The 20,270-nt window shown below is 52.2% G+C and carries 19 protein-coding genes; 4 read left to right on the top strand and 15 right to left on the bottom strand.

Features of this window, described 5'->3' with window-relative positions:
* Nucleotides 1-11 precede the first annotated feature (11 nt).
* The 8 genes from MXMO3_RS04960 to MXMO3_RS04925 all read right to left on the bottom strand — a co-directional run bounded on the left by MXMO3_RS04960 (nt 12) and on the right by MXMO3_RS04925 (nt 5,298).
* Nucleotides 12-491, bottom strand: a complete 480-nt coding sequence (locus tag MXMO3_RS04960; RefSeq protein ID WP_245985808.1) for a c-type cytochrome — start codon at nt 489-491, stop codon at nt 12-14.
* 1 nt (nt 492) lies between these two features.
* On the bottom strand, nt 493-1,158 hold the full coding sequence (locus MXMO3_RS04955) for a L,D-transpeptidase (RefSeq protein ID WP_117395152.1): 666 nt from the start codon (nt 1,156-1,158) through the stop codon (nt 493-495).
* A gap of 63 nt (nt 1,159-1,221) precedes the next feature.
* The gene (locus tag MXMO3_RS04950; protein ID WP_117395151.1) at nt 1,222-1,548 is read right to left on the bottom strand and encodes a hypothetical protein; all 327 of its coding nucleotides are present in this window, start codon (nt 1,546-1,548) and stop codon (nt 1,222-1,224) included.
* A 56-nt stretch (nt 1,549-1,604) separates the two neighbouring features.
* Nucleotides 1,605-3,017 carry a multicopper oxidase family protein gene (locus MXMO3_RS04945; RefSeq protein WP_117395150.1) on the bottom strand — a complete coding sequence of 471 codons (1,413 nt, stop codon included), beginning with the start codon at nt 3,015-3,017 and terminating at the stop codon, nt 1,605-1,607.
* The gene (locus MXMO3_RS04940; RefSeq protein WP_211198799.1) at nt 3,001-3,906 is read right to left on the bottom strand and encodes a c-type cytochrome; all 906 of its coding nucleotides are present in this window, start codon (nt 3,904-3,906) and stop codon (nt 3,001-3,003) included. Before MXMO3_RS04940 ends, MXMO3_RS04945 begins: the two co-directional genes overlap by 17 nt.
* Nucleotides 3,906-4,508 carry a c-type cytochrome gene (locus tag MXMO3_RS04935; protein WP_117395149.1) on the bottom strand — a complete coding sequence of 201 codons (603 nt, stop codon included), beginning with the start codon at nt 4,506-4,508 and terminating at the stop codon, nt 3,906-3,908. The genes MXMO3_RS04940 and MXMO3_RS04935 overlap by 1 nt, the downstream gene beginning before the upstream one ends.
* Before the next feature lie 42 nt (nt 4,509-4,550).
* Nucleotides 4,551-4,898, bottom strand: a complete 348-nt coding sequence (locus MXMO3_RS04930) for a hypothetical protein (RefSeq protein ID WP_162889135.1) — start codon at nt 4,896-4,898, stop codon at nt 4,551-4,553.
* A complete protein-coding gene (locus MXMO3_RS04925; protein ID WP_027834809.1) occupies nt 4,891-5,298 on the bottom strand; it encodes a c-type cytochrome in 408 nt (135 codons plus the stop codon). The genes MXMO3_RS04930 and MXMO3_RS04925 overlap by 8 nt, the downstream gene beginning before the upstream one ends.
* 210 nt (nt 5,299-5,508) lie before the next feature.
* On the opposite strand from MXMO3_RS04925, the gene MXMO3_RS04920 reads away from it, so the two are divergent.
* Both MXMO3_RS04920 and MXMO3_RS04915 read left to right on the top strand, forming a co-directional pair.
* A complete protein-coding gene (locus MXMO3_RS04920; protein ID WP_245985807.1) occupies nt 5,509-5,937 on the top strand; it encodes a c-type cytochrome in 429 nt (142 codons plus the stop codon).
* A 28-nt stretch (nt 5,938-5,965) separates the two neighbouring features.
* Complete coding sequence (locus MXMO3_RS04915; RefSeq protein ID WP_117395147.1) at nt 5,966-7,294, top strand: APC family permease; 1,329 nt, start codon at nt 5,966-5,968, stop codon at nt 7,292-7,294.
* Between the two features lie 24 nt (nt 7,295-7,318).
* Here MXMO3_RS04915 and MXMO3_RS04910 read toward each other — a convergent pair whose 3' ends face one another.
* From MXMO3_RS04910 to MXMO3_RS04880, 7 genes are all read right to left on the bottom strand, one after another.
* Complete coding sequence (locus MXMO3_RS04910; RefSeq protein WP_117395146.1) at nt 7,319-8,365, bottom strand: saccharopine dehydrogenase family protein; 1,047 nt, start codon at nt 8,363-8,365, stop codon at nt 7,319-7,321.
* An 8-nt stretch (nt 8,366-8,373) separates the two neighbouring features.
* Nucleotides 8,374-10,866 carry a heavy metal translocating P-type ATPase gene (locus MXMO3_RS04905; protein ID WP_117395145.1) on the bottom strand — a complete coding sequence of 831 codons (2,493 nt, stop codon included), beginning with the start codon at nt 10,864-10,866 and terminating at the stop codon, nt 8,374-8,376.
* Between the two features lie 144 nt (nt 10,867-11,010).
* Nucleotides 11,011-12,630 carry a GMC family oxidoreductase gene (locus MXMO3_RS04900; RefSeq protein ID WP_117395144.1) on the bottom strand — a complete coding sequence of 540 codons (1,620 nt, stop codon included), beginning with the start codon at nt 12,628-12,630 and terminating at the stop codon, nt 11,011-11,013.
* Nucleotides 12,631-12,764: 134 nt separating this feature from the next.
* Nucleotides 12,765-14,279, bottom strand: coding sequence for a sugar ABC transporter ATP-binding protein (locus tag MXMO3_RS04895; RefSeq protein ID WP_117395143.1), 1,515 nt, complete (start codon nt 14,277-14,279; stop codon nt 12,765-12,767).
* Nucleotides 14,276-15,277 carry an ABC transporter permease gene (locus MXMO3_RS04890; protein ID WP_027834816.1) on the bottom strand — a complete coding sequence of 334 codons (1,002 nt, stop codon included), beginning with the start codon at nt 15,275-15,277 and terminating at the stop codon, nt 14,276-14,278. The genes MXMO3_RS04895 and MXMO3_RS04890 overlap by 4 nt, the downstream gene beginning before the upstream one ends.
* 12 nt (nt 15,278-15,289) lie before the next feature.
* Nucleotides 15,290-16,264, bottom strand: coding sequence for an ABC transporter permease (locus MXMO3_RS04885; RefSeq protein ID WP_117395142.1), 975 nt, complete (start codon nt 16,262-16,264; stop codon nt 15,290-15,292).
* A 104-nt stretch (nt 16,265-16,368) separates the two neighbouring features.
* A complete protein-coding gene (locus MXMO3_RS04880) occupies nt 16,369-17,328 on the bottom strand; it encodes a sugar ABC transporter substrate-binding protein (protein ID WP_027834818.1) in 960 nt (319 codons plus the stop codon).
* 488 nt (nt 17,329-17,816) lie between these two features.
* On the opposite strand from MXMO3_RS04880, the gene MXMO3_RS04875 reads away from it, so the two are divergent.
* On the top strand, nt 17,817-19,364 hold the full coding sequence (locus MXMO3_RS04875) for an ABC transporter substrate-binding protein (RefSeq protein WP_245985806.1): 1,548 nt from the start codon (nt 17,817-17,819) through the stop codon (nt 19,362-19,364).
* A 17-nt stretch (nt 19,365-19,381) separates the two neighbouring features.
* On the top strand, nt 19,382-20,191 hold the full coding sequence (locus MXMO3_RS04870) for an SDR family NAD(P)-dependent oxidoreductase (RefSeq protein ID WP_027834819.1): 810 nt from the start codon (nt 19,382-19,384) through the stop codon (nt 20,189-20,191).
* Nucleotides 20,192-20,270: the final 79 nt, after the last annotated feature.

Raw genomic sequence — 20,270 nt, 5'->3', positions numbered from 1 at the left:
ATTGGGTTCAGCTATCCACCAGCGTTCATTTGGTCGTGACGCCGCTGAATTTCTTCTGGCCATGTCGATTTGATATAGGCCAAAACCGCGATGATTTGATCGTCGCTCAGCAACCCATCATAAACCGGCATGTCCGTTTGATAATCTGGATTGTTGCTTAGCCTTGCGATCCCATATTTGGTCAAGTTGAACAGCAACTCATCATTATGATGCCAGGTGTGGCCCGTCTCATCATGAGGCGGCGCTGGCATGCGGCCGGATGACTTGGGCTGCTTCCAGTTTCCTTCGCCTTCTAGATTATCACCATGGCATGCCGCGCAATTGGCTTGATATATTTCTTGGCCCTTCGCCACCACTTGGGTGTTTTTATAGGGAATAAGGCCCGTTTGCGCTTCTGCTTGTGGCACCACATATTGGGCATAGCCCCAATATCCGCCAGCTATTATTAGGGCGGCCATCGCACCGAGTGTCCATTTATTCAAGTTCTTCATTTTACATCACCACAATGGGGGTCTTATTCGGAACCCGCTGATAAAGATCGATAATATCGTGATTAAATAGCCTGACGCAGCCGCTGGAGACCGCTTTGCCGATGCTCCAATATTCCGGCGTGCCGTGCAGCCGATAAAGCGTGTCCCGTCCATCCTTAAAAATGTAAAGCGCGCGCGCACCCAACGGATTTTTCAACCCTGGCTGCATACCGCCATTTTCATGGCTATATTTTGCCAAATGCGGTTCGCGTTTGATCATTTCGGCAGGCGGTGTCCAGGTCGGCCATTTGCGTTTCCATTGCACCATGGCCCGGCCCGACCACGAAAATCCGGCACGGCCCAAGCCAACGCCATACCGTATCGCTTTGTTGTCAGGCTGCACCAGATAAAGGAAAAACGCTGACGTATCGACGATAATCGTGCCCACAGGTTCTTTGGTGCGATAGCGCACGGTCTGGCGATAATATTGCGGGTCAATTTTTTCCACCGGCAGCGCCGCAATCGGAAAACGTTCCTTCGGCAAAGGCCCATAAAGCGCTTTGGCCGCAGATAGGTCGGGGATTTCACTGGCCGTCGTTGTGCAACCAGCCAACACGCCGGTAAGAGCAAAAGCGCCTGCCCCTTTCAGCATATGTCGCCGTTCCAGCGAGAAATAAGATGAGTTCATTTTTACCACATATAATAATAGACCATGCGCGTAGGCACGGGCTGTTCAACATCAAAAGGTGACTTAGACGTTGTGAAATATGGGCGGTGGTCCGTTTGGCCATTCCTCGATGGCCCGCATCGGCAAGACGAATGTTTCAGAAGCGCGCTCTAACTTTGGTGGCATCACAAGCGCAAAACCACTTAGGATGGCGGGCACGCACTCGCTGGCACAATCCATTGCGCCCAATGTTGCCGCCGCCTTATCATCACAGCAGCCATGCGCACTTTCCACTGATTGCTCATAAGCATCAATCAACGCAAAGCTCCCGCCTTGCGCCGCATTGCTGGCCATGTTGAGCTGGCCCAGCAACAAAATCGCTGCGACCAAAAGAGTGAAAATCCGGATCATAAGCACAATCTAACCGCCACTGAGCGCCATTTCTAGTCCAAACATGTGAGTCGCGGTCAATCCGTCACTTCAAACCATGCATTCATGCCCGATGCCGCGTGCTCAAGCATATGACAATGGAACAGCCATTTACCCGGATTGTCGGCCACAAACGCAATACGCGTTGATTGCTCCGCCCCCACCAAAAAGGTGTCGCGCCACAATGGGCTTTGCTCAACGCCGCCCCCATCGCGATCTTCAATCAGGAAGTGATGTCCATGCACATGCATCGCGTGCATAAAGGCAGTGATGTTAGAAACATTCAACTCCACCGTCTGCCCCCTCTTCACGCTGAACAGCGGCTCTTCAGCCAGGTTGGCGACATTGTTGAACGCCCAAAACTGCTTGGTGCGTTGAAACCCACCACGGTCCAGCTTTTCACCCTGATAATAGATATTATCAAGCTGCCCCATCGCCCCTCCGGTCATGCGCAAGTCAAACTTGAAGCGATCATCCTTCGCAGGTAGGGGCAGTTTGTTTGGTTTTGGCACCGTAAACGCAGCCACTTCTTGCGCTGGCGTCCGCACCTCAAACGAGCAAAAGGCGAATGGCTGTTGAGACAGTTCCTCAAGCACAAAACCCTCTTCTGGCTCGACCAGCAGATCCACACGTTGGGCCGGACCAAGCAATAAGGGTGTATAGCCAAGCTCCATCGGGGCGTCGGGCAAAGCCTGTCCGTCAAACGCGAGAATTTTGCCGCCAAATCGGGCGGGATCAATGTCCAGAATGCGCGAGTTGCTGGCATTGACCAACCGCAATCGGGTGGGCGCATTCTTGGGCAGTGAAATAGTGGGTAGGCTTTGCCCGTTCACCGTGAGCCAATTGCCCATACGCCCCCCATGGCTCCAATCCATGGGCGCACCTAAACTCGCCGCATCAAACTTGCCTTCGCCATCCAACCGCCAATCATCAATAATCAAAAGATGATCTTGCGCTTCGGGTAATATTGAGCCATCCGCCGGTTCAACAATCAAACCGCCATAAAGGCCGCGGGCCACCTGTTCCCAGCTTTTGTGGTGCGCATGATACCAATAGGTGCCAGCATCAGGCGCCACGAATTCATAGGTGAAACGCCCACCGGGCGGCACAGGGTCTTGCGTTAATCCGGACACACCATCCATTTCGTTTGCGATCCGCAATCCATGCCAATGGATAGATGTTGGTTCCGGCAACGCGTTGGTAAACTCAATGGTCACCCGCTCCCCTTGCTTAATGCGCAAGGTCGGCGCGGTCACCTGTCCATTGTAGCTCCACAATGTGGATTCTTGAGCATCAGGTGCGGGGTGCAATTTGTGCTGCACTGGCTGTGCCACCAGTTTGAAACTGGTCCCGGCTCCCTCTTTCGCCCCGCTAATGGATGGCATCATAACCAGCGCCGCTGCGCCGCCACCTAATAGTTTCAGCGCATCTCGCCTACTGGGTTGCAACATCGGTTTCTCCCAACAAATAAATCGAAATGGCCTCAAGGTCTTTCGGTGCAAGAAATGATGTGCCGTCATGCACCACTTCAACCATGCTGCCGCCGAACACGTCACCGTCCGGTTTCACTCCGCTTTTCAACGCATAGGCAAGCGCACTTTGGGTCCAGCCTTTTTTCTTGAGCGCCGTCGCATGAATGGCAGGTGTTTTGCCACCGGTTGGAAGTTTGTTCGCCCCTTGTAAATCAAAGCTCGCTTTGCGCGCGCCAGCAAAATTACGTGGAGTATGACACGCACCACAATGGGCGGGGCCTCGCACGATATATTTTCCGCGATTCCAAATATCCGATTGGGTCTCGTCCGGCTCAAATGTAGAAAAATCCACAAACGCCGCGCGCCACAATTTCAATCCCGGCCGGAAGTTAAATGGAAACTTCATGGCGTGGGGCACCGAAGGTTCATCCACGGCAGGCACGGTTTGAAATGCCGCCCACAGATCGGCAATGTCCTGATCGGGCATCTTGGCATAAAACGGATATGGAAATGATGGATAATAGGGTTCCCCATCCGGAGAGACACCCTGGCGCACCGCTTTGGCAAACTCATCAATCGTCCATTCGCCCAAGCCATGTTCAGCGGATTGGGTGAGGTTGGGCGAGTAAAAGGTGCCAAAATCCGTGTCGAGCTCCACACCGCCAGCCAGGGCCGCTCCGCCATTTTCGCCATCCGTATGGCAAGCGATACAGCCCGACATTCTCGCCAAATAGGCGCCGCGTTTTGCATTACCTTCAAGTTGTTTCAATTCAGGTGGATTGCCAATGGGCCAAAACACAATGGCAATGGTGGACGCAACAGCTACCGCTGTTGCGCCCATCAAAAGCGCAATTAGTCTGTTCGCCATTACTTCTTCTCAACGCGAAATTTGCCATGGCAACTGGCACAGGTTTGCGCCAGCATATTGAACACGCCATCGGCGGGCATATTGGCAAGTTCTTCCGGGTCCATCATTTGCGAACCACCCATCATGCCACCAGTACTGCCCATCATGTCCGAGCTATCCATCATACCCGAACCACTCATCATATCTGAGCTGTCCATCATGCCACCATTGTTCTGGCCCTGCATCATTAGCCCGTTCGGCGCCGCAGCTTCCAATGCAACCGCATAGGTCTCGAGCTGTTTGGCAAGAATTTCAAACTCTGACCAGTCAGACCAGATTTCAGGCTTCGCCTCGGAAGGGGCACCATCAGTGCCCTCTGGAAACAATTTGGTCAGCGTTTCGCCCGCATGTTGCTGAATGGTTTGCGCATTGGTCTTGACCACATCAGCATTATAATCGACATCGCCGCGCATCATTGACGATAAGGATTTAACGGCATTCCCCATCGCCATCATGCCGTCCATACGTTCTTTAACAACACCGGTTGCACCCCCGTGGGCCAGCGCAGCCCCGGTGATTGCCAATGAAAACACAGCGCCGATTGTAAGTTCAATTTTGTTCATGATCGTCCTCTAAATTTTTGAAAAGCGGTTTGGGCTCAACATTTAGAGTCGGGGGGGAGGTATCTCCTGCGCGATCGACCGCGCCAAAAGCATCTGCAAATTGCTTTGCGCGTAACTATGGGCGATGGCCACAAAACCTGTCGGCAAGTGCCAGCCAGCAACAGCAATTTTCACGCCACAATGAACACTTGCCTGATCATCACAGCCCATTTCATAGCCAGTCTTGGCCGAATGTGCATGTGTATCTTGCGCAACCACTTCGTGTCCGTGATCGCCAAAAACCAACGTCGCCCCATTGACCGGCAATGCCGTCGCAATGGCAAGCACAAATGCGAGCGCCAAGAACGTCACATTAAGCAAACTGAGTTTATGGCAAGCTGTTCTAATCAATTCCGTTTGCCACCTGCAATTTTCGGATATAGGCAATTACCGCCTGCATATCACTTTCCTCAATGTCGACAGCTGGCATATTTCCAAACGGCCAGTGATGGGCGCGAACACCATTTTGCACGGCCAGCATAAAGGCAATGTCTGCATGATGGGAGGGTTCATAAATCTTATGCACAAGAGGTGGCCCAACTCCATCAAGTCCAGTTGCGTTTTCCCCGTGGCAACTGGCGCAATTCTCTTCAAATTTTGATTTTCCGAGCGCGGTCTGCCCACTCACCTCAATTGGCGTCACTGAAACCATCGGCGCGCGCGTCGGTGCGGGCGTATTGCTCCGCACATAAACGAAAGCCAATAGCGCCACAATGGCCAGCGCTGAGAGGATGAGGACGTTCTTGTTCATGTGGCCCTTGTGCCCAGACAAAAAGTTCAAAATTAGGCGATGAATAAAATCTTAACTAAAAATGTAGGTTCCAGCAGGGGTAAGGTCAATCACACGGTGCACAGTATGCCGAGGTTAAATTGCCGCAGTGCGCTACTTCTCCCTTGACCTTCCAGCGCTGGAAGGTTGCAACCTAAGCGCATACTAGATTTGTCGGGGAAGGATGCAGCATTGAAGTATGTTTTATTGGGATTTGTAATCCTTGGCCTTATCGGGGTGGGATATAACATGCTCACCGCCACAAATTATCCTGACACTCAAAATATGTCGGGGCGCGTCGCGGTCAACGCAACCGAGCTTTCGCCTCTGGCAGCAAAGGGCGAAGCAATCTTTAAAGCCAACTGCGCCAGCTGCCATGGTGAAAATGCAGGCGGCAGCGATAGCGGGCCACCATTGGTGCACGATATCTATAATCCGGGCCATCATGGCGACGGCGCATTTTTAAGCGCGGCGCAAAATGGTGTGCCGCAACACCACTGGAACTTTGGCAATATGCCGCCCCAACCGGATATGACCCAATTGCACATTGCCGCCATCGTCAAATATATTCGGGAACTGCAGGTGGCCAACGGCGTTGAGTACCAAGCACATAATATGTGATTGATAACACGACCACGAAGGGGGAGAGATGGAAAGCGACCAAAAGCAAGGTGACTATAAGGCCAACTCAATCTCCTTGAGCGGCACAGTTGCCATGGGCACCGGCGTTATGATTGGCGCAGGTATTTTCGCCCTCACGGGGCAGATGGCCGAACTCGCGGGCAACCTGTTCCCGCTCTCCTTTATCATCGGTGCAATTGTCACCCTGTTCAGCGCCTACAGCTACATCAAAATGTCGAACGCCTGGCCCTCTGCAGGGGGCATCGCGATGATCTTGCAAAAATGCTATGGCGCGGGCGCCGTTGCGGCGGGCGCAGCCTTGCTCATGGCCTTGAGCATGGTGATCGCAGAAAGCCTGGTGGCACGCACATTTGCCACCTATGTGTTGCGATTCTTTGATATTTCCGGCGGCATATTGGTGCCCGTTCTGGCTGTTGGCGTCATATTGTTCGCCTTTATCGTCAATATTGCGGGCAATCGTTCCATCGGCATGATTTCCATTGTTATGGCTGTGTTCAAAATCGCTGGTATTGGCCTGTTTGGCGGTGCCGCGCTTTGGGCCAGCGGCTTTGATTTCTCGATCACCCAAACCGCGTCATCAAATGTCGATGGGTTCGGTTTTGTCGCCTCGATCGCCTTTGGCATTCTCGCCTTTAAAGGCTTCACCACCATCACCAACAGCGGCGCGGAAGTCGAAAACCCGCATAAAAATGTGGGACGCGCCATTGTAATTTCAATCCTGATTTGCACGGCTACTTATTTGATGGTGGCCTTCGGGGTAAATGCCAGCTTGCCCATCGACCAAATCATCGCTGCAAAAGATTATGCGCTGGCCGAAGCCGCCGAGCCTGCCTTGGGCCAAATTGGCTTTACGCTCACCATCCTTTTGGCCGCAATTGCGACTGCGTCGGGCGTCATTGCCAGCATTTTTGCAGTGTCGCGCATGTTGGCCATGCTCACCGATATGAAGATGATCCCGCACAGCCATTTCGGCATGAGCGGCACGATCCAGCGTCACACATTAATCTACACTGTGGTGATTGCCTCATTTCTCGCGATCTTTTTCGACCTGAGCCGCATTGCGTCGCTTGGTGCCTTTTTCTATCTGGTGATGGATATGCTGGTGCATTGGGGCGTGTTCCGCTATCGCCGAAAAGAGATCGGGGCCTCCCCCTATATCTTAATCGCCGCATTGGTGTTCGATGCTGTCGTGCTGGCCGCATTTAGCATCACCAAAGCGGACAGCGACCCCACCATTGTGGTTATCGCGTGGGTGGCTATCGCTGCGGTCTTTGTGTTTGAGCGCTACTATCTGGGCAAATGGATTGCAGATCCAGAACAGCACGCTCACCACTAAAAATCACACAATTTGGCACGCGCTTTATCGCCAGGTGAGGCGCGGCAATTGCTGTTTGACTTGATCAAGGTCCAAAATATCCGGCAGGGAAATAACACCTGTTTGCTTTTGCACGTCCGCAGCTCGTGCACCCATTGCCGCAATTTCTGCGGTCAATTCGGACTGATCGCCCCCCAGCATCTCGATGCTCCCCAAAATCTGCTGCTCAGAATCATAAGCGACCGATTTTATCGAGGTTCGCACAGGGCCGACGGGCGGGAACTTCGACATCATGCCCGCTAAGAATCCCGAATGGCGACGCAACACAGTGCTGAACGGCAAACGCACCAATTGGCAAAGCACATTGTTCATCCAATTTGGCGCAACACCCACAAATGTCTGCGCGGCATGGAGATTATGTCGATTTGCGATGGATATTTGATCTGAAAAGCCAACACCAATCGCTGTCGCTTGCCGCGTTTTCGGCAATTCATATTCCACACCCATGAGCTGATCGCGCGGTGAAAGCACTTTTTGCGCACCATCAATCAAAACAGGGTAAGGACTGGCCAAGGCTTCAAAAAACCATTTGGTGGCCGCATAACCGTGATGCTCGCCCATGCCCATTTCAATGAAGGTGTGAATTCGGTCGACCTGAGCTTCCTGCTCCGCCAGTTTTGCTGCCATCAAATTGGTCAGCCCGGGCGATGCACCCACCTCGGTGATACAAAGGCTCTTTTGCCCATACTGGCCAAACAGCGCCCTCACCCGGTTTAAATAGTCCTCGGTGGCCGACACATCGATGAATGACAGGCCCGTTTGCGCCAGAGCCGACAGCCATTCGTCACTAATGGTTTCAACGGTGTTCACCACCACATCGCCTGGTTGAAACTGTCCGGCCACAACGGGGCCGTTCACATTCAATTCAATGGCTTTAGCCTGGTCGCCCAATTCACCGACCAACGCTTCCGCTTTGCCTAAATTGCGACCGGCGATGAAAAGTTCATCGCCCGCCGCCAGGGTTGTGATCAGGCTCTGCGCCACCGCAGAGCCGACATCACCATATCCGCCAACGATCCAATATCTTGTCACGACGGCCTCTAGCCTTGAGTCACAGCAACTGCTGCTGGCGCATTAAAGCGCCGCAAACGTAGTGCATTCCCCAAAACGAACACACTGGACAGCGCCATGGCCCCCGCCGCCAACATTGGCGACAACATTGTACCCGTGAACGGATAAAGAAGGCCCGCCGCAACAGGGATCAAGCTGACATTGTAGGCAAACGCCCAAAACAGGTTCTGGTGAATGTTTTTAATGGTCGCCTTCGACAAGGAAATGGCATTCGCCACGCCACGCATGTCGCCAGACATGAGCACCACATCAGCGCTTTCAATTGCAATGTCCGTGCCCGTGCCGATGGCCACACCCACATCTGCTTGAGCAAGCGCTGGCGCATCATTGATGCCATCGCCCACAAAGCTCACATGGGTATTGTTTTCTTGCAATTGCTTGATGGCATCCACCTTACCGGCAGGCAACACTTCGGCAATCACACTGTCGATCTTTAGCTCGCGCGCAATCGCCTCGGCCGTCGCCTTGTTGTCGCCTGTGATCATGGCCACTTTCAGCCCCAAATCATGCAAGGACTTGATTGCGGCTGGCGTGGTCTCCTTGATCGGATCAGCCACGGCAATAATGGCAGCGATCTTACCATCAATCGCGGCATAAAGCGGAGACTTCGCCTCGCGCCCCAACTGGGCAGCGATGTGCTCATGTTCGCTCAAATCATGACCCAATTTGACCATATAACGATCTGCGCCAACTTCGATTTTGCGACCATTGGCTTCCGCCTCGATCCCATAGCCGGTGACAGAGTCAAAACGCGTGGTCTCTGGAACGTCCAATCCCCGCTCCTTCGCCGCCACCACAATGGCTTCAGCGATCGGATGTTCTGAATTGGCTTCTGCCGCAGCGACAAGGGAAAGCGCTTCGGCTTCGTCGAAGCCATTCAGTACATTCAAATCGGTCAAAACGGGTCGGCCCAAGGTCAATGTGCCAGTCTTGTCCACGGCCACAACATGGGTGTTTTTCAAATCCTGCAACGCCTCGCCATTGCGGAACAACACGCCCATTTCAGCGGCACGACCTGTGCCCACCATAATGGAGGTTGGCGTCGCCAGCCCCATGGCACAAGGACACGCAATGATCAGCACGGCAACGCCATTGATCAACGCGAATGAGAGGGCAGGATCTGGCCCAAAGAACAGCCACACAGCAACCGTCAGCGCCGCGATCAACATCACGAAAGGCACAAATATTGCAGTGACTTTATCCACCAAGGCCTGGATCGGTAGCTTGGCCCCTTGAGCGTTTTCAACCATTTTGATGATCTGCGCCAACGCACTATCAGCACCAACTTTGGTCGCTTTAAATTCAAAGCTGCCTGTTTTATTGATCGTCCCGCCAATCACTTCGCTGCCGGTCGTCTTTTCCACCGGCACAGGCTCGCCGGAAATCATGGCCTCATCAACAAAACTGCTGCCCTTGGTCAATTCACCATCAACGGGCACCTTCTCGCCGGGACGCACGCGCACAATGTCTCCGGCCACAACTTCATGCAAAGGCACTTCAACAAAGGCCCCATCGCGCAAAACATGCGCAGACTTGGCCTGCAACTGCATCAATTTGGTGATCGCTTCGCTGGTGCGCCCCTTCGCCCGGGCTTCAAGCACGCGCCCAAGCAAAATGAGCGTGATGATCACGGCACTGGCTTCGTAATAAACATTCGCCGTGCCTGCAGGCAAAATGCTGCTGGCAAATGTGGAAACAACTGAATATCCCCACGCAGCGGAAGACCCTAGCACCACAAGAGAATTCATTTCCGGGGCCATGCGCAACAGGGCAGGAATACCCTTTTTATAAAACACCATGCCCGGACCAAATTGCACAATGGTCGCCAGCAGGAAGTAGAAATAATAAAGGTTTTGCCGTCCAATATTTTCCATCAAAAGGCTGTGCACACCCGGAATAAAGTGTGAGCCCATTTCCAGCACAAAAAGCGGCACGGTGAAAATTGCCGCAACCCAAAGATTGCGTTTCAGCGTCTGATATTCGGCATCTTTTTTGGCGCTGCGATCCTCATGCGCGCTGGGCTCATCAATCTGGGTCTTCGCCACATAGCCCGCATTTTTTACAGCAGCAATCAGATCCGCCACAGCGACATTCGATGCGGCCTCAACATGGGCGCTCTCGGTCGCCAAATTCACATTGGCGCTCAAAACGCCTTCAACTTTTTTAAGGCCATCTTCCGCGCGCTTCACGCAGGAAGCACATGTCATGCCTTCAATATCGAGGGTGATTGTTTTTGTCGGCACCCCATATCCGGCAGTTTCAATTGACCGGATTACATCGGGAAGGCCCGCGACATCTTTCATCTGGATACGCGCGGTTTCTGTGGCGAGGTTGATCGACACATCCGAAACGCTCTCAACGCCAGAAATAGCCGTTTCGGCGCGTTTGACGCAGGAGGCGCAACTCAGGCCGGAAATGGACAGATTGAGGATTTGATCTTCGGTCTTCACTTGGGCGGACATGGCTTTTCTTTCGCTTGAATCTTGACGATTTCGGCCAACTTAATCCTTCCAGTCACTATAAGGTCAAGGCGTTATTTTTATTATCTGCCGACACGCCGAAACACATCATTGCCCTTCAACACCATGATGGATTTTTCGAGTACCTTAGCGCCGCGCGTCCTGCTTAATCATGTCGGCGGCTTTTTCTGCAATCATGATAACAGGCGAAGCGGTATTGCCCGAAACAATCTTTGGCATGATAGAAGCATCAACCACGCGAAGCCCCCCAATTCCATGCAGCTTTAGGGTTGGATCAACGACACTGTTTTCATCATTACCCATTTTGCAGGTGCCAACCGGATGAAAGATTGTGGTGGCAATATTGCCAGCTTCAAACAACAACTCCTCATCGGTCTTCTTGTCCGGCCCCGGCAAAATCTCTTCCGGCGCAAAAGGCTTCAAACGTTGGGCTGTCATAATCATGCGCGCCTGCCGCAAAGACTTTACCGCCACATCCTGATCAGATTTTGCGCTCAAATAATTTAATTTAATGTTGGGCTGCGCCTCCAGATTGCGCGAAACAATGTGGCTGTTGCCCACACTATCCGGCCGCAAATTGCACACCGAAACGGTGATCGCCGGAAAGGGGTGAAGCGGATCGCCCAGCTTGTCCGTTGAGAGCGGCTGCACATGATATTCAAGATTGGGCGTTTCCAGTGACGGATCGCTTTTCGTGAACAAACCAAACTGGCTCGGAGCCATCGACATGGGACCACTTTGGTTGAACGCATATTTGGCCGCAATGCCAATTTTGCCGATCCAACTGTTGGCAGCCTCATTGAGCGTTTTCGTATTATGCACTTTATAAACGGTGCGGATCTGCAGATGATCCTGCAAATTTTCACCCACCCCATTGGCTTCATGCAACACCTCAATGCCAAAATCACTCAGGACATCAGGGCGCCCGATACCGGAATGTTCCAGGATTTTGGGTGAGTTGATCGCCCCAGCGCTCAACACGATTTCACGCTTGGCCATTGCATTCACCAATTGGCCTTTATGGTGGTAGGCAACGCCCGTCGCCTTCTTCCCCTCCAAAATAATGCGGTCCACCAAGGCATTCGTGACCACTTTCAAATTGGGACGTTTCATGGCGGGTCGAAGAAAGGCCTTGGTTGCATTCCAGCGTACGCCGTTCTTTTGATTAACTTCAAAAAAACCAGAGCCTTCATTGCTGCCATCATTGAAATCATCGGTCGGCATATAGCCAAATTCAGCCGCGGCTTCCTGAAAGGCTTCAAGAATGGGCCATTTCAACCGCTGCTTGGTCACTTTCCACTCGCCATTGCCGCCATGAAAGGCAGACTGGCCCTTGTGATGATCTTCAGATTTCAAGAAATAGGGCAGCACATCGTCCCAAGACCAGCCCGAATTGCCCATTTGCTGCCAGATATCGTAATCACGCGCCTGACCGCGCATATAGATCATGCCGTTGACGGACGTGCAGCCACCCAACACCTTGCCCCGCGGATAAACCAGCGACCGCCCGTTCAACCCCTCTTCATGGGCAGTTTTCATCATCCAATCGGTGCGTGGATTGCCGATGCAATAAAGATAACCCACAGGGATATGGACCCAATGATAATTGTCATTGCCCCCCGCTTCCAACAACAACACCTTGTGCGCCGGGTTTTCGCTCAAACGATTGGCCAACACGCAGCCAGCAGTGCCCGCCCCGATGATGATATAATCCCAGTCACCTTCTGGTTGGAATGCTTTATCCATTTGAACCAACGCACCTCAATTGCCACGTAACATCGCCACTATAGCAAACAGAAGACCGCAAAAAATGATCGCCGGCAATCGAAATGCGTTTTGAGGCGGCTTAACCGATAAGGGACGCGCAAAAACTGGTGAGTCTAGGCCGCATTTTCGGGTTCATAGATGCCTGAAATGGCTTGCACCAACTTATCCTCAGTCACGTTTGATGACGTGAATGTATGGACAATTTCGCCATGAAACATCGCGACAATCTTATCGGAAACACTCAAGATCTCAGGCATTTCTGAGGAAATGACGATGATGGCGTAACCTTGGCCCGCCAGCTCACGGATGAGGTTGTGAATTTCAGACTTTGATCCCACATCAATGCCGCGCGTGGGTTCATCCACAATCAGCAGATTTGGGTGCATGGACAGCCATTTGCCAATGACAATTTTTTGCTGATTGCCACCAGACAAATTACCAACTGTTTGTTTCCAGTTGGGAGTCTTGATTTCAAGCTGGTCACGATATTTTTTGAAAATCTCTTGCTCAGATTGAGGCGCTGTGAGGCCGCTCACGGTGAGATCATCAATTTGCGGCAAGGTCATGTTGTCGCGGCAATTCATGCCCAACACAAGCCCCTGCCCTTTGCGATCTTCCGGCACCAATGAAATACCGTGCGCAATCGCATCTGCCGGCGAATTGATCTCAACTTTTTCGCCATTCAAAAAGATTTCGCCGCTGGATTTATTGCGCATGCCGAAGATCGTCTCGGCCACCTCGGTGCGGCCAGCACCAACAAGACCATAAAAGCCAACAACTTCGCCCGCATGAACTTTAAAACTCACATCTTGAAACAGCTTGCCACAGCTAAGTCCTTTCACCTCCAATGCAACATCGCCATTGGATTGGGAAAGGTCGGGTCGCGTATGCTCCAAGCTGCGGCCAATCATAAGCTGTGTAAGCTCGTCCTGATTGGTGTCGCTGGCCTTTAGCGTGCCGCGATATTCGCCATCCCGCAAAACAGAGATACGGTCAGATATTTTGAATATCTCTTCCATGCGGTGAGAAATATAAACGATGCCCACGCCGCGTGATTTCAAATCTTCGATAATGTCAAAAAGCACCACTTTTTCCGCATCGGTGAGGGACGCGGTCGGTTCATCAAAAATAACCGTAGTTGCCTCAACTGTGAGCGCGCGCGCGATCTCCACCATTTGCTGGTTGGCAATAGAGAGATCGCCAACAATGGTTTGCGCATTGAAGTTGCAATTCAGCCGCCCCAGTATTTCGTCAACATCGCTGAAGAGCTTGGACCAGTCCACACGGCCCAAGCTCTTGCGGGGGAGTTCACCCATATAGATGTTTTCAGCCACAGAAAGCTCTTCCGCCAAGCTGAGTTCTTGGTGAATAAAGACAATGCCTTTGCCTTTGGCTTCCAGCGGTGTGCGCAAAATTGTTTTTTCCCCGGCGACCAGAATGTCGCCTTCGTCCGGCTGGTAAATGCCACCAAGCACCTTCATCAGCGTTGATTTGCCGGCGCCATTCTCGCCCATAAGGGCGTGCACTTCGCCGGGCAGGATGTCGAGGCTGACATGGTCAAGCGCGATCACGCCGGGAAATGTTTTGACGATGTCTTTCAGTTCAAGGACTGGCGCTTGTGCACTCATGAGTTTAACTCCTCTTCGCCCTTCCGGTTCAACTGGCGGTCTAGGTAAAGCACCACAATCAAGATGCTGCCGATAACCAGATTGACCATTGCTGTGTCTGCACCGATATGACCCAGGCCTTTCCGCATCAATTGGATGGCAATCACGCCGCCCACAGTGCCGATGATGGAGCCTCTGCCGCCTGTGAGTTTGGTGCCACCAAGCACCACGGCGGTGATGATCCAAAGCTCATACAACATCCCATCATTGGGGTTTACCGAGCCACTTGCTGAATAGAAGGTGGCTGAACTGATGGCGACCAAGAGGCCGATCAAGACATAGTTCCAAACCATATGTGGACCAACGCGAATGCCAGCATTTACCGCAGCGGTGCGGTTGTCGCCAATGGCGAAAGCGTTGCGGCCATGCACTGTGCGTTTGGTGAGCCACCAGGTGAATAAGATACACCCGGCAAAAATCAGGATTGGCAAGGGAATGCCAAGCGGTGCCGATTCCGCGATATCCACCAATGTCCAGTTCAAATGATAGGTGGGTTGCTCGCCATTATATAAGAACACCAAGCCGCGATAACCCAGCATCGACCCAAGGGTCACGATAAAGGCATCAACCCCGGTTTTCCATACAATGAAGCCATTGATGGCGCCGAGCACGACGCCCACAAGGATCGCCAACGCCCAAGCAATAACGATAACTCCATCGCCTAGCCCGGCAAAGATTGGCCAGGTCATGGAATCCAGCATGACAATGGCACACAATGCGAAGATGGGGCCAACGGACAAATCAATATTGCCATTGATCATGATGATGGTCATGCCCAGCGCAATGATGCCCAAGGGGACCGTTTGTTTGATCAGCAAGAGCATGTTGTCGGGGGCCAAAAAGTTGCCGTCCGACAGGGAGAGAAACTCACCTGCGATGCCGAAAAAGGCCAGTTCAAGCGCGATGAATATCCAGATGGCGCTGTCTTGAAGGCGTTTTGCGAGATTTGTGTTTTTCATCATCATATCCAATCAGGCTATCGGTGACCAAAGTTGGCCACGTTTGGCTGCGATATCGAGCCAGACTGCCAAGATGATGATGACCCAAGTCACAATATATTGGACGTAAAATTCAAGCCCGACCAACAAAAGGCCGTTTTGAATAAAGCCCAAAATGAGCACGCCAATAACGGTTTTAAAAATGGTGCCTGACCCGCCCAGAAGCGACGCCCCGCCCAGAATGACGGCCGCGAGGACTTGAAGCTCGAGACCCTGGCCAACAGTGTTTTGACTGCCAAGACTACGGCTGGCCTGAATGAGGCCCGCCATGGCAACGCAGAACGAGGAGATCAGGTAACAATAAAACACAATACGGGCCCGCGGAATGCCGGAAAATATGGCCGCGACGCCATTGCCACCCACGGCATAAACTTTGCGCCCAAATGGGGTTTTGGACAGCACCAATGTGAGGCCCGCCGCCAACAACGCAAACATGAGAATAGGCACCGGAACGCCCAAAAGTTCGCCTTGGCCGAAAAAGCCAAACCACGTGCCATCCTTATCGGCAATATCCATGTTTTTGCCGCCGCTATAGGTCAAGGTGAGGCCATGAATGGCGGACAACATCCCCAAGGTAACGATCAAGGAATTGAGCTTGAGATAGCCAACAAGAAAACCGATCAAGGCGCCAAGGGCCATGGTCATAGCGAACATGGCTGGAATGCCCAAAAGCGGACCCAATTTGTCATGCAGGTCGAGGACGACGATTGTTGAAAACGACATCATTGAGCCAACGGACAGGTCAAGATTGCCGCTGACCACCACGAAGGTGACGCCAATGGCCATCACACCAAGAATGGCAGAAGAGCGCACCACACCCAACAAATTATCAGAGTTGATAAAGCGCGGATTGAGCAGTGCAAATGCAATCATAAATAGAATGAAAGCGACCAAGATGCCGTGCTTTGCGAGTATCTCGCCGACAGCTTTCAAATGACTTTGCGCCATGGTTCCCCCCTCCGAGACCTAACCGATGCGTGCAGTGAGTTCTTTGGTATTATAACGGGAAACCGGCACGCATGGATTGCCATGCGCGCCAATTTCAGGAGTGATTAGAATACGGGCTTATCAAACTCTGACATATTGTCCTGAGTGATTTTTGGCGTATCGAAATAGTTCAAGAACGGAATGTCTTTACCGTCCAAAACATCAATCGCTGTTTGAAGCGCGGCTTCAGCATCATCAACGGGTGATTGGTAGATTGACCCCCAATATTCTCCGCGACCCATGGCTTCATAGCCTACAGCAAAGTTTGTAGCGCCAACAAAGATGATGTCTCCAGCACGGTCGGCTGCTTTGGCAGCATTTAGGGCACCTACACCCATATTGTCGTCACCAGAATAGACGCCATCAATATCGTCATACTTGACCAAGAAGGCCTCCATAACCTGTTGTGATTTCTCGCGGTTCCAGTCACCAGGCTGTGTTTCCACCAGCGTCACATTTGGGCAAACCTCTGGAAGGCGATCTTCAAAGCCGCCGGCCCGCTCGATGGCGGTTGTGTAGCCAGGCTGGCCAGAAATCTGCACAACTTGTGCTTCGTTTTCGATACCCATTTCTTTAAACTTGTCGCACATAATTTCAGCGGAGCGTGCGCCCTGGGTGACATTATCTGGGCCAGAGAATGAGCGGACAAAGTCAAAGCCTTCTTCGGCAATGTTTGAGTTGGTGACAATGACTGGAATGCCAGCATTATGCGCCTTGCGCACCGCTGGAATTACCGCTTGGCCATTGGTTGGCCAAATGATAATCGCATCTACATTTTGCTGGATAAGGTCTTCCATTTGAGCGATCTGCCGCGCAACGTCACCGCCGGCGTCTAGCACAACCGCATCAACTTTATCATTGGCTTCTGCCGCAGCGATAAAGGCCTTTTCATATGTGGTTTGATAGCTGTCCACGCCAACATTGTTTTGCGTAATGCCGATTGTGTAATCGGCCGCAGCAGCAGCGCCAACCATGGCAAAGCTCGCTAAAGCTGTTGTTGTGACGAGCGTTTTTCGAAAATTCATTTTGTTCCTCCCAATGAATTCGTCTGATTTGAATTCAGAAATGTCCTTGCGATGAAGCGCAGTGCCATTCTGCAAGCGGCCATCCAAATTCGAACGGCTTGCCTTATTCAAGCAAATAACCCGTCCCGAAATAGCCTGAAAAATCTCCAAAATGGATATTTAGGTATCCAAAGTGGATAAATTCGTCGTTTAATTGAGTTCACTTTGAACATTTTATGGAGAGGTAAATGCCGAAAGGAAAACAAAATGGTTCTCGACGGTCAAAGACATCATTGGCGCACGCTATAGAGGCGAGGTCAACTAGAATGGGGAGGAGTGGCACTTCAGAGCAGGTTATATCGCCGTCTAATCGCGTTGAGATTCTTCAGACTGTGGAGTTTCTCGATAGTTTCATGGACGAGCTGGACAACACCTTTGAGGTATATGCGCCAAATCCATATATCAGAATGTCATTACATCTTATTCAAAACCACTTTTTAGGAAAGACCGTGACCCCCACCTCACTGATTGGTGCGTCCGGTGTGCCCTATGCGACCGCAAATCGGCGCTTGAATGAGATGGTGGAGTTGGGCTTGGTGGATCAGCGCCCGCGCACGCCTTCGGGCAAAACCTTTTCGATGCACCCCAGCGAAAAACTGATCAAATCTTGGATGCAATTTTCCGAACGAGCGAAACGGTTGGCAGGACAAAGCTTTGTGCCAGCAGAGCAGGCGCGAGAGAATGACGAATACTACTTTGGCGGCTCCTATATGGCCGCAAAGTCCATTCCGCCGATCAAGATTTTGCCCGAACCATTGAAGTTGAATGGTGGAGTGCGCGTGCTGGTGCATGGCGATCCCACTTTTATGGTGATGGAGTCCCTCAAGCGCCAGTTTGAACAGGTGATCGGCACACCCATTCAGCAACGCGCCTTTTCAATCGATCGGCTGCGCGAAGAGATATTGCGCAATGCTGAACGCAAAAACAGCATGTATGACATCGTGGCCATCGACTTGCCGTGGGTGGGCGAGCTGGTGAGCAAAAATGTGCTCTTGCCGCTGGATTCTGTGATGGATCTGCCGCGTTTAGATCCGGCAGATTTTCATACCGCCGGTTGGTCCGCCACCCATTGGGATGGCCGCGCCTATGGCGTGCCCGCGCAAACGACACCGGAATTGTTGTTTTATCGAAAAGACATGTTCGCGCAGGCGGGCATTGAACCACCTGAGACAACCGATGAAGTGCTGCGTGCCGCAAAGTATTTTCATGATCCCGCCCATGGCAAATATGGCATTGCCTGGAATGCGGCGAAGGGCACGGCCCTCGGCCATACATTCTTGATGACGCTTGCTGATTTCGGCCAACCCATTTTGGATTTACCGCAAATTGCCGGTGGCTTTGACGCCACCCACTTAGCAAAGGGCGACCATAAGATTTGTATTGATACGGATCTTGGGCGATATGCCGCTGAATATTTGCTGCAACTTTTGCAATATTCGCCGCCCAATATTTTGTCCATGTCATGGTTCGAACGGGTCCGGCCTTATGCGGCTGGCGATATTCCCATGGCATATGGGTATACCCTGCTCGCCCCCTATTTTGAGCAAGATCCGACATCGCCTGCTTCCGGTAAAACTGGATATTTACCGCACCCATCTGGGCGCGGCGCGCGGCATGTTGCACCTGTTGGCGGATATGCCTTGGCCATCCCCACAAACATTGCGCCCGAAAGGCTGCACGCGGCTGCCGAGGCACTCATGGTGTTCACGTCCCCCGAGGCGCAAAAGCTTTATGTGCAAAATGGCAGCCTGACCAATCCGCGATATTCCGTGGCCGCAGACCCGGAGGTGCGCCGGTCTTCAACTGTATTTGAGGCCGTTGACGGGATGTCTTGGCGTGACGAACTTCAATTTTGGCCCCGGCCACCCATCCCACAGATAAGCGAAATCATCCGCGCATGTGGCGAGGAGCTACACGACATGTTGCGGGGTGTGCAAACCGTAAAAAGTGCACTCCAACGGGCGCAGGAACGCGCCGAAAAGATAATGCAAACATAGGATTTGAGGAGGATAAAATGGACCCTAATCGTTTGAAAGGAAAAAATATTCTGATCACTGGCGCCGCCCAGGGCATGGGCGCAGCCAACGCAGAATATTTTGCAGCACAGGGGGCAAATGTTTGCCTCGGTGATATCAATATGGATGGGGTTCAAGAGGTTGCGGAACGCATCAACAGCGCCGGCGTAGGCGAAGCTGTTGCCGTAAAACTCGACGTCACCAAGCGCGATGAAAACGCCGCGGCGGTAGCAAAAACCGTTGAAGCCTTTGGCTCAATCAATGTCGCCTTGCTCAATGCGGGCATCAACAAGCCACGCATGTTTATGGATATCGATGAAGAAAACTGGGACATGATCATGAATGTGAACGCCAAAGGCATGCTGTTGGGCATGCAAGAGGCGGCACGGCAAATGATCAAGCAAGGTCCAATGGAGGACCACCCCTATAAGATCATCAATGTGGGATCGATCGTATCCCGCACAGCCTTTTTGGATGTTATTCCTTATTCCTGCTCCAAATATGCAGCCCTTGCCATGATTATTGGCGGCGCTAAAGCGCTTTGGGAGCACAAAATCACCGTCAATGGATATGGCCCCGGCGTCGTGAAGACCGAGCTTTGGGAGCAGTTGGACAAGGATTTGGTCGAGATCGGCATGTTCGAAAAAGAAGGACAGTCGATGGATCATTTGGCCCAAACCATGATCTTGATGAAGGAGCTTTCCACGCCCGACGACGTGAAAGGCACCGCCGCTTTCCTTTGCTCCGATGAGAGCGATTATATGACCGGCCAGCTTCTCATGATCGATGGCGGCATGATCATGCAGTGATCGCATTCGACATCACCCAATTCTAGCAGCAATACGCGCCATCCAAAGTGGATATCTGGTGCTTTGCCGTCCGCTTATT

Source organism: Maritalea myrionectae, assembly GCF_003433515.1.
In the GTDB taxonomy this organism is placed as follows: Bacteria; Pseudomonadota; Alphaproteobacteria; order Rhizobiales; family Devosiaceae; genus Maritalea; species Maritalea myrionectae.
Note: the sequence above shows the minus strand (reverse complement) of the source record. Positions and strands in the feature narration are given on the sequence as shown.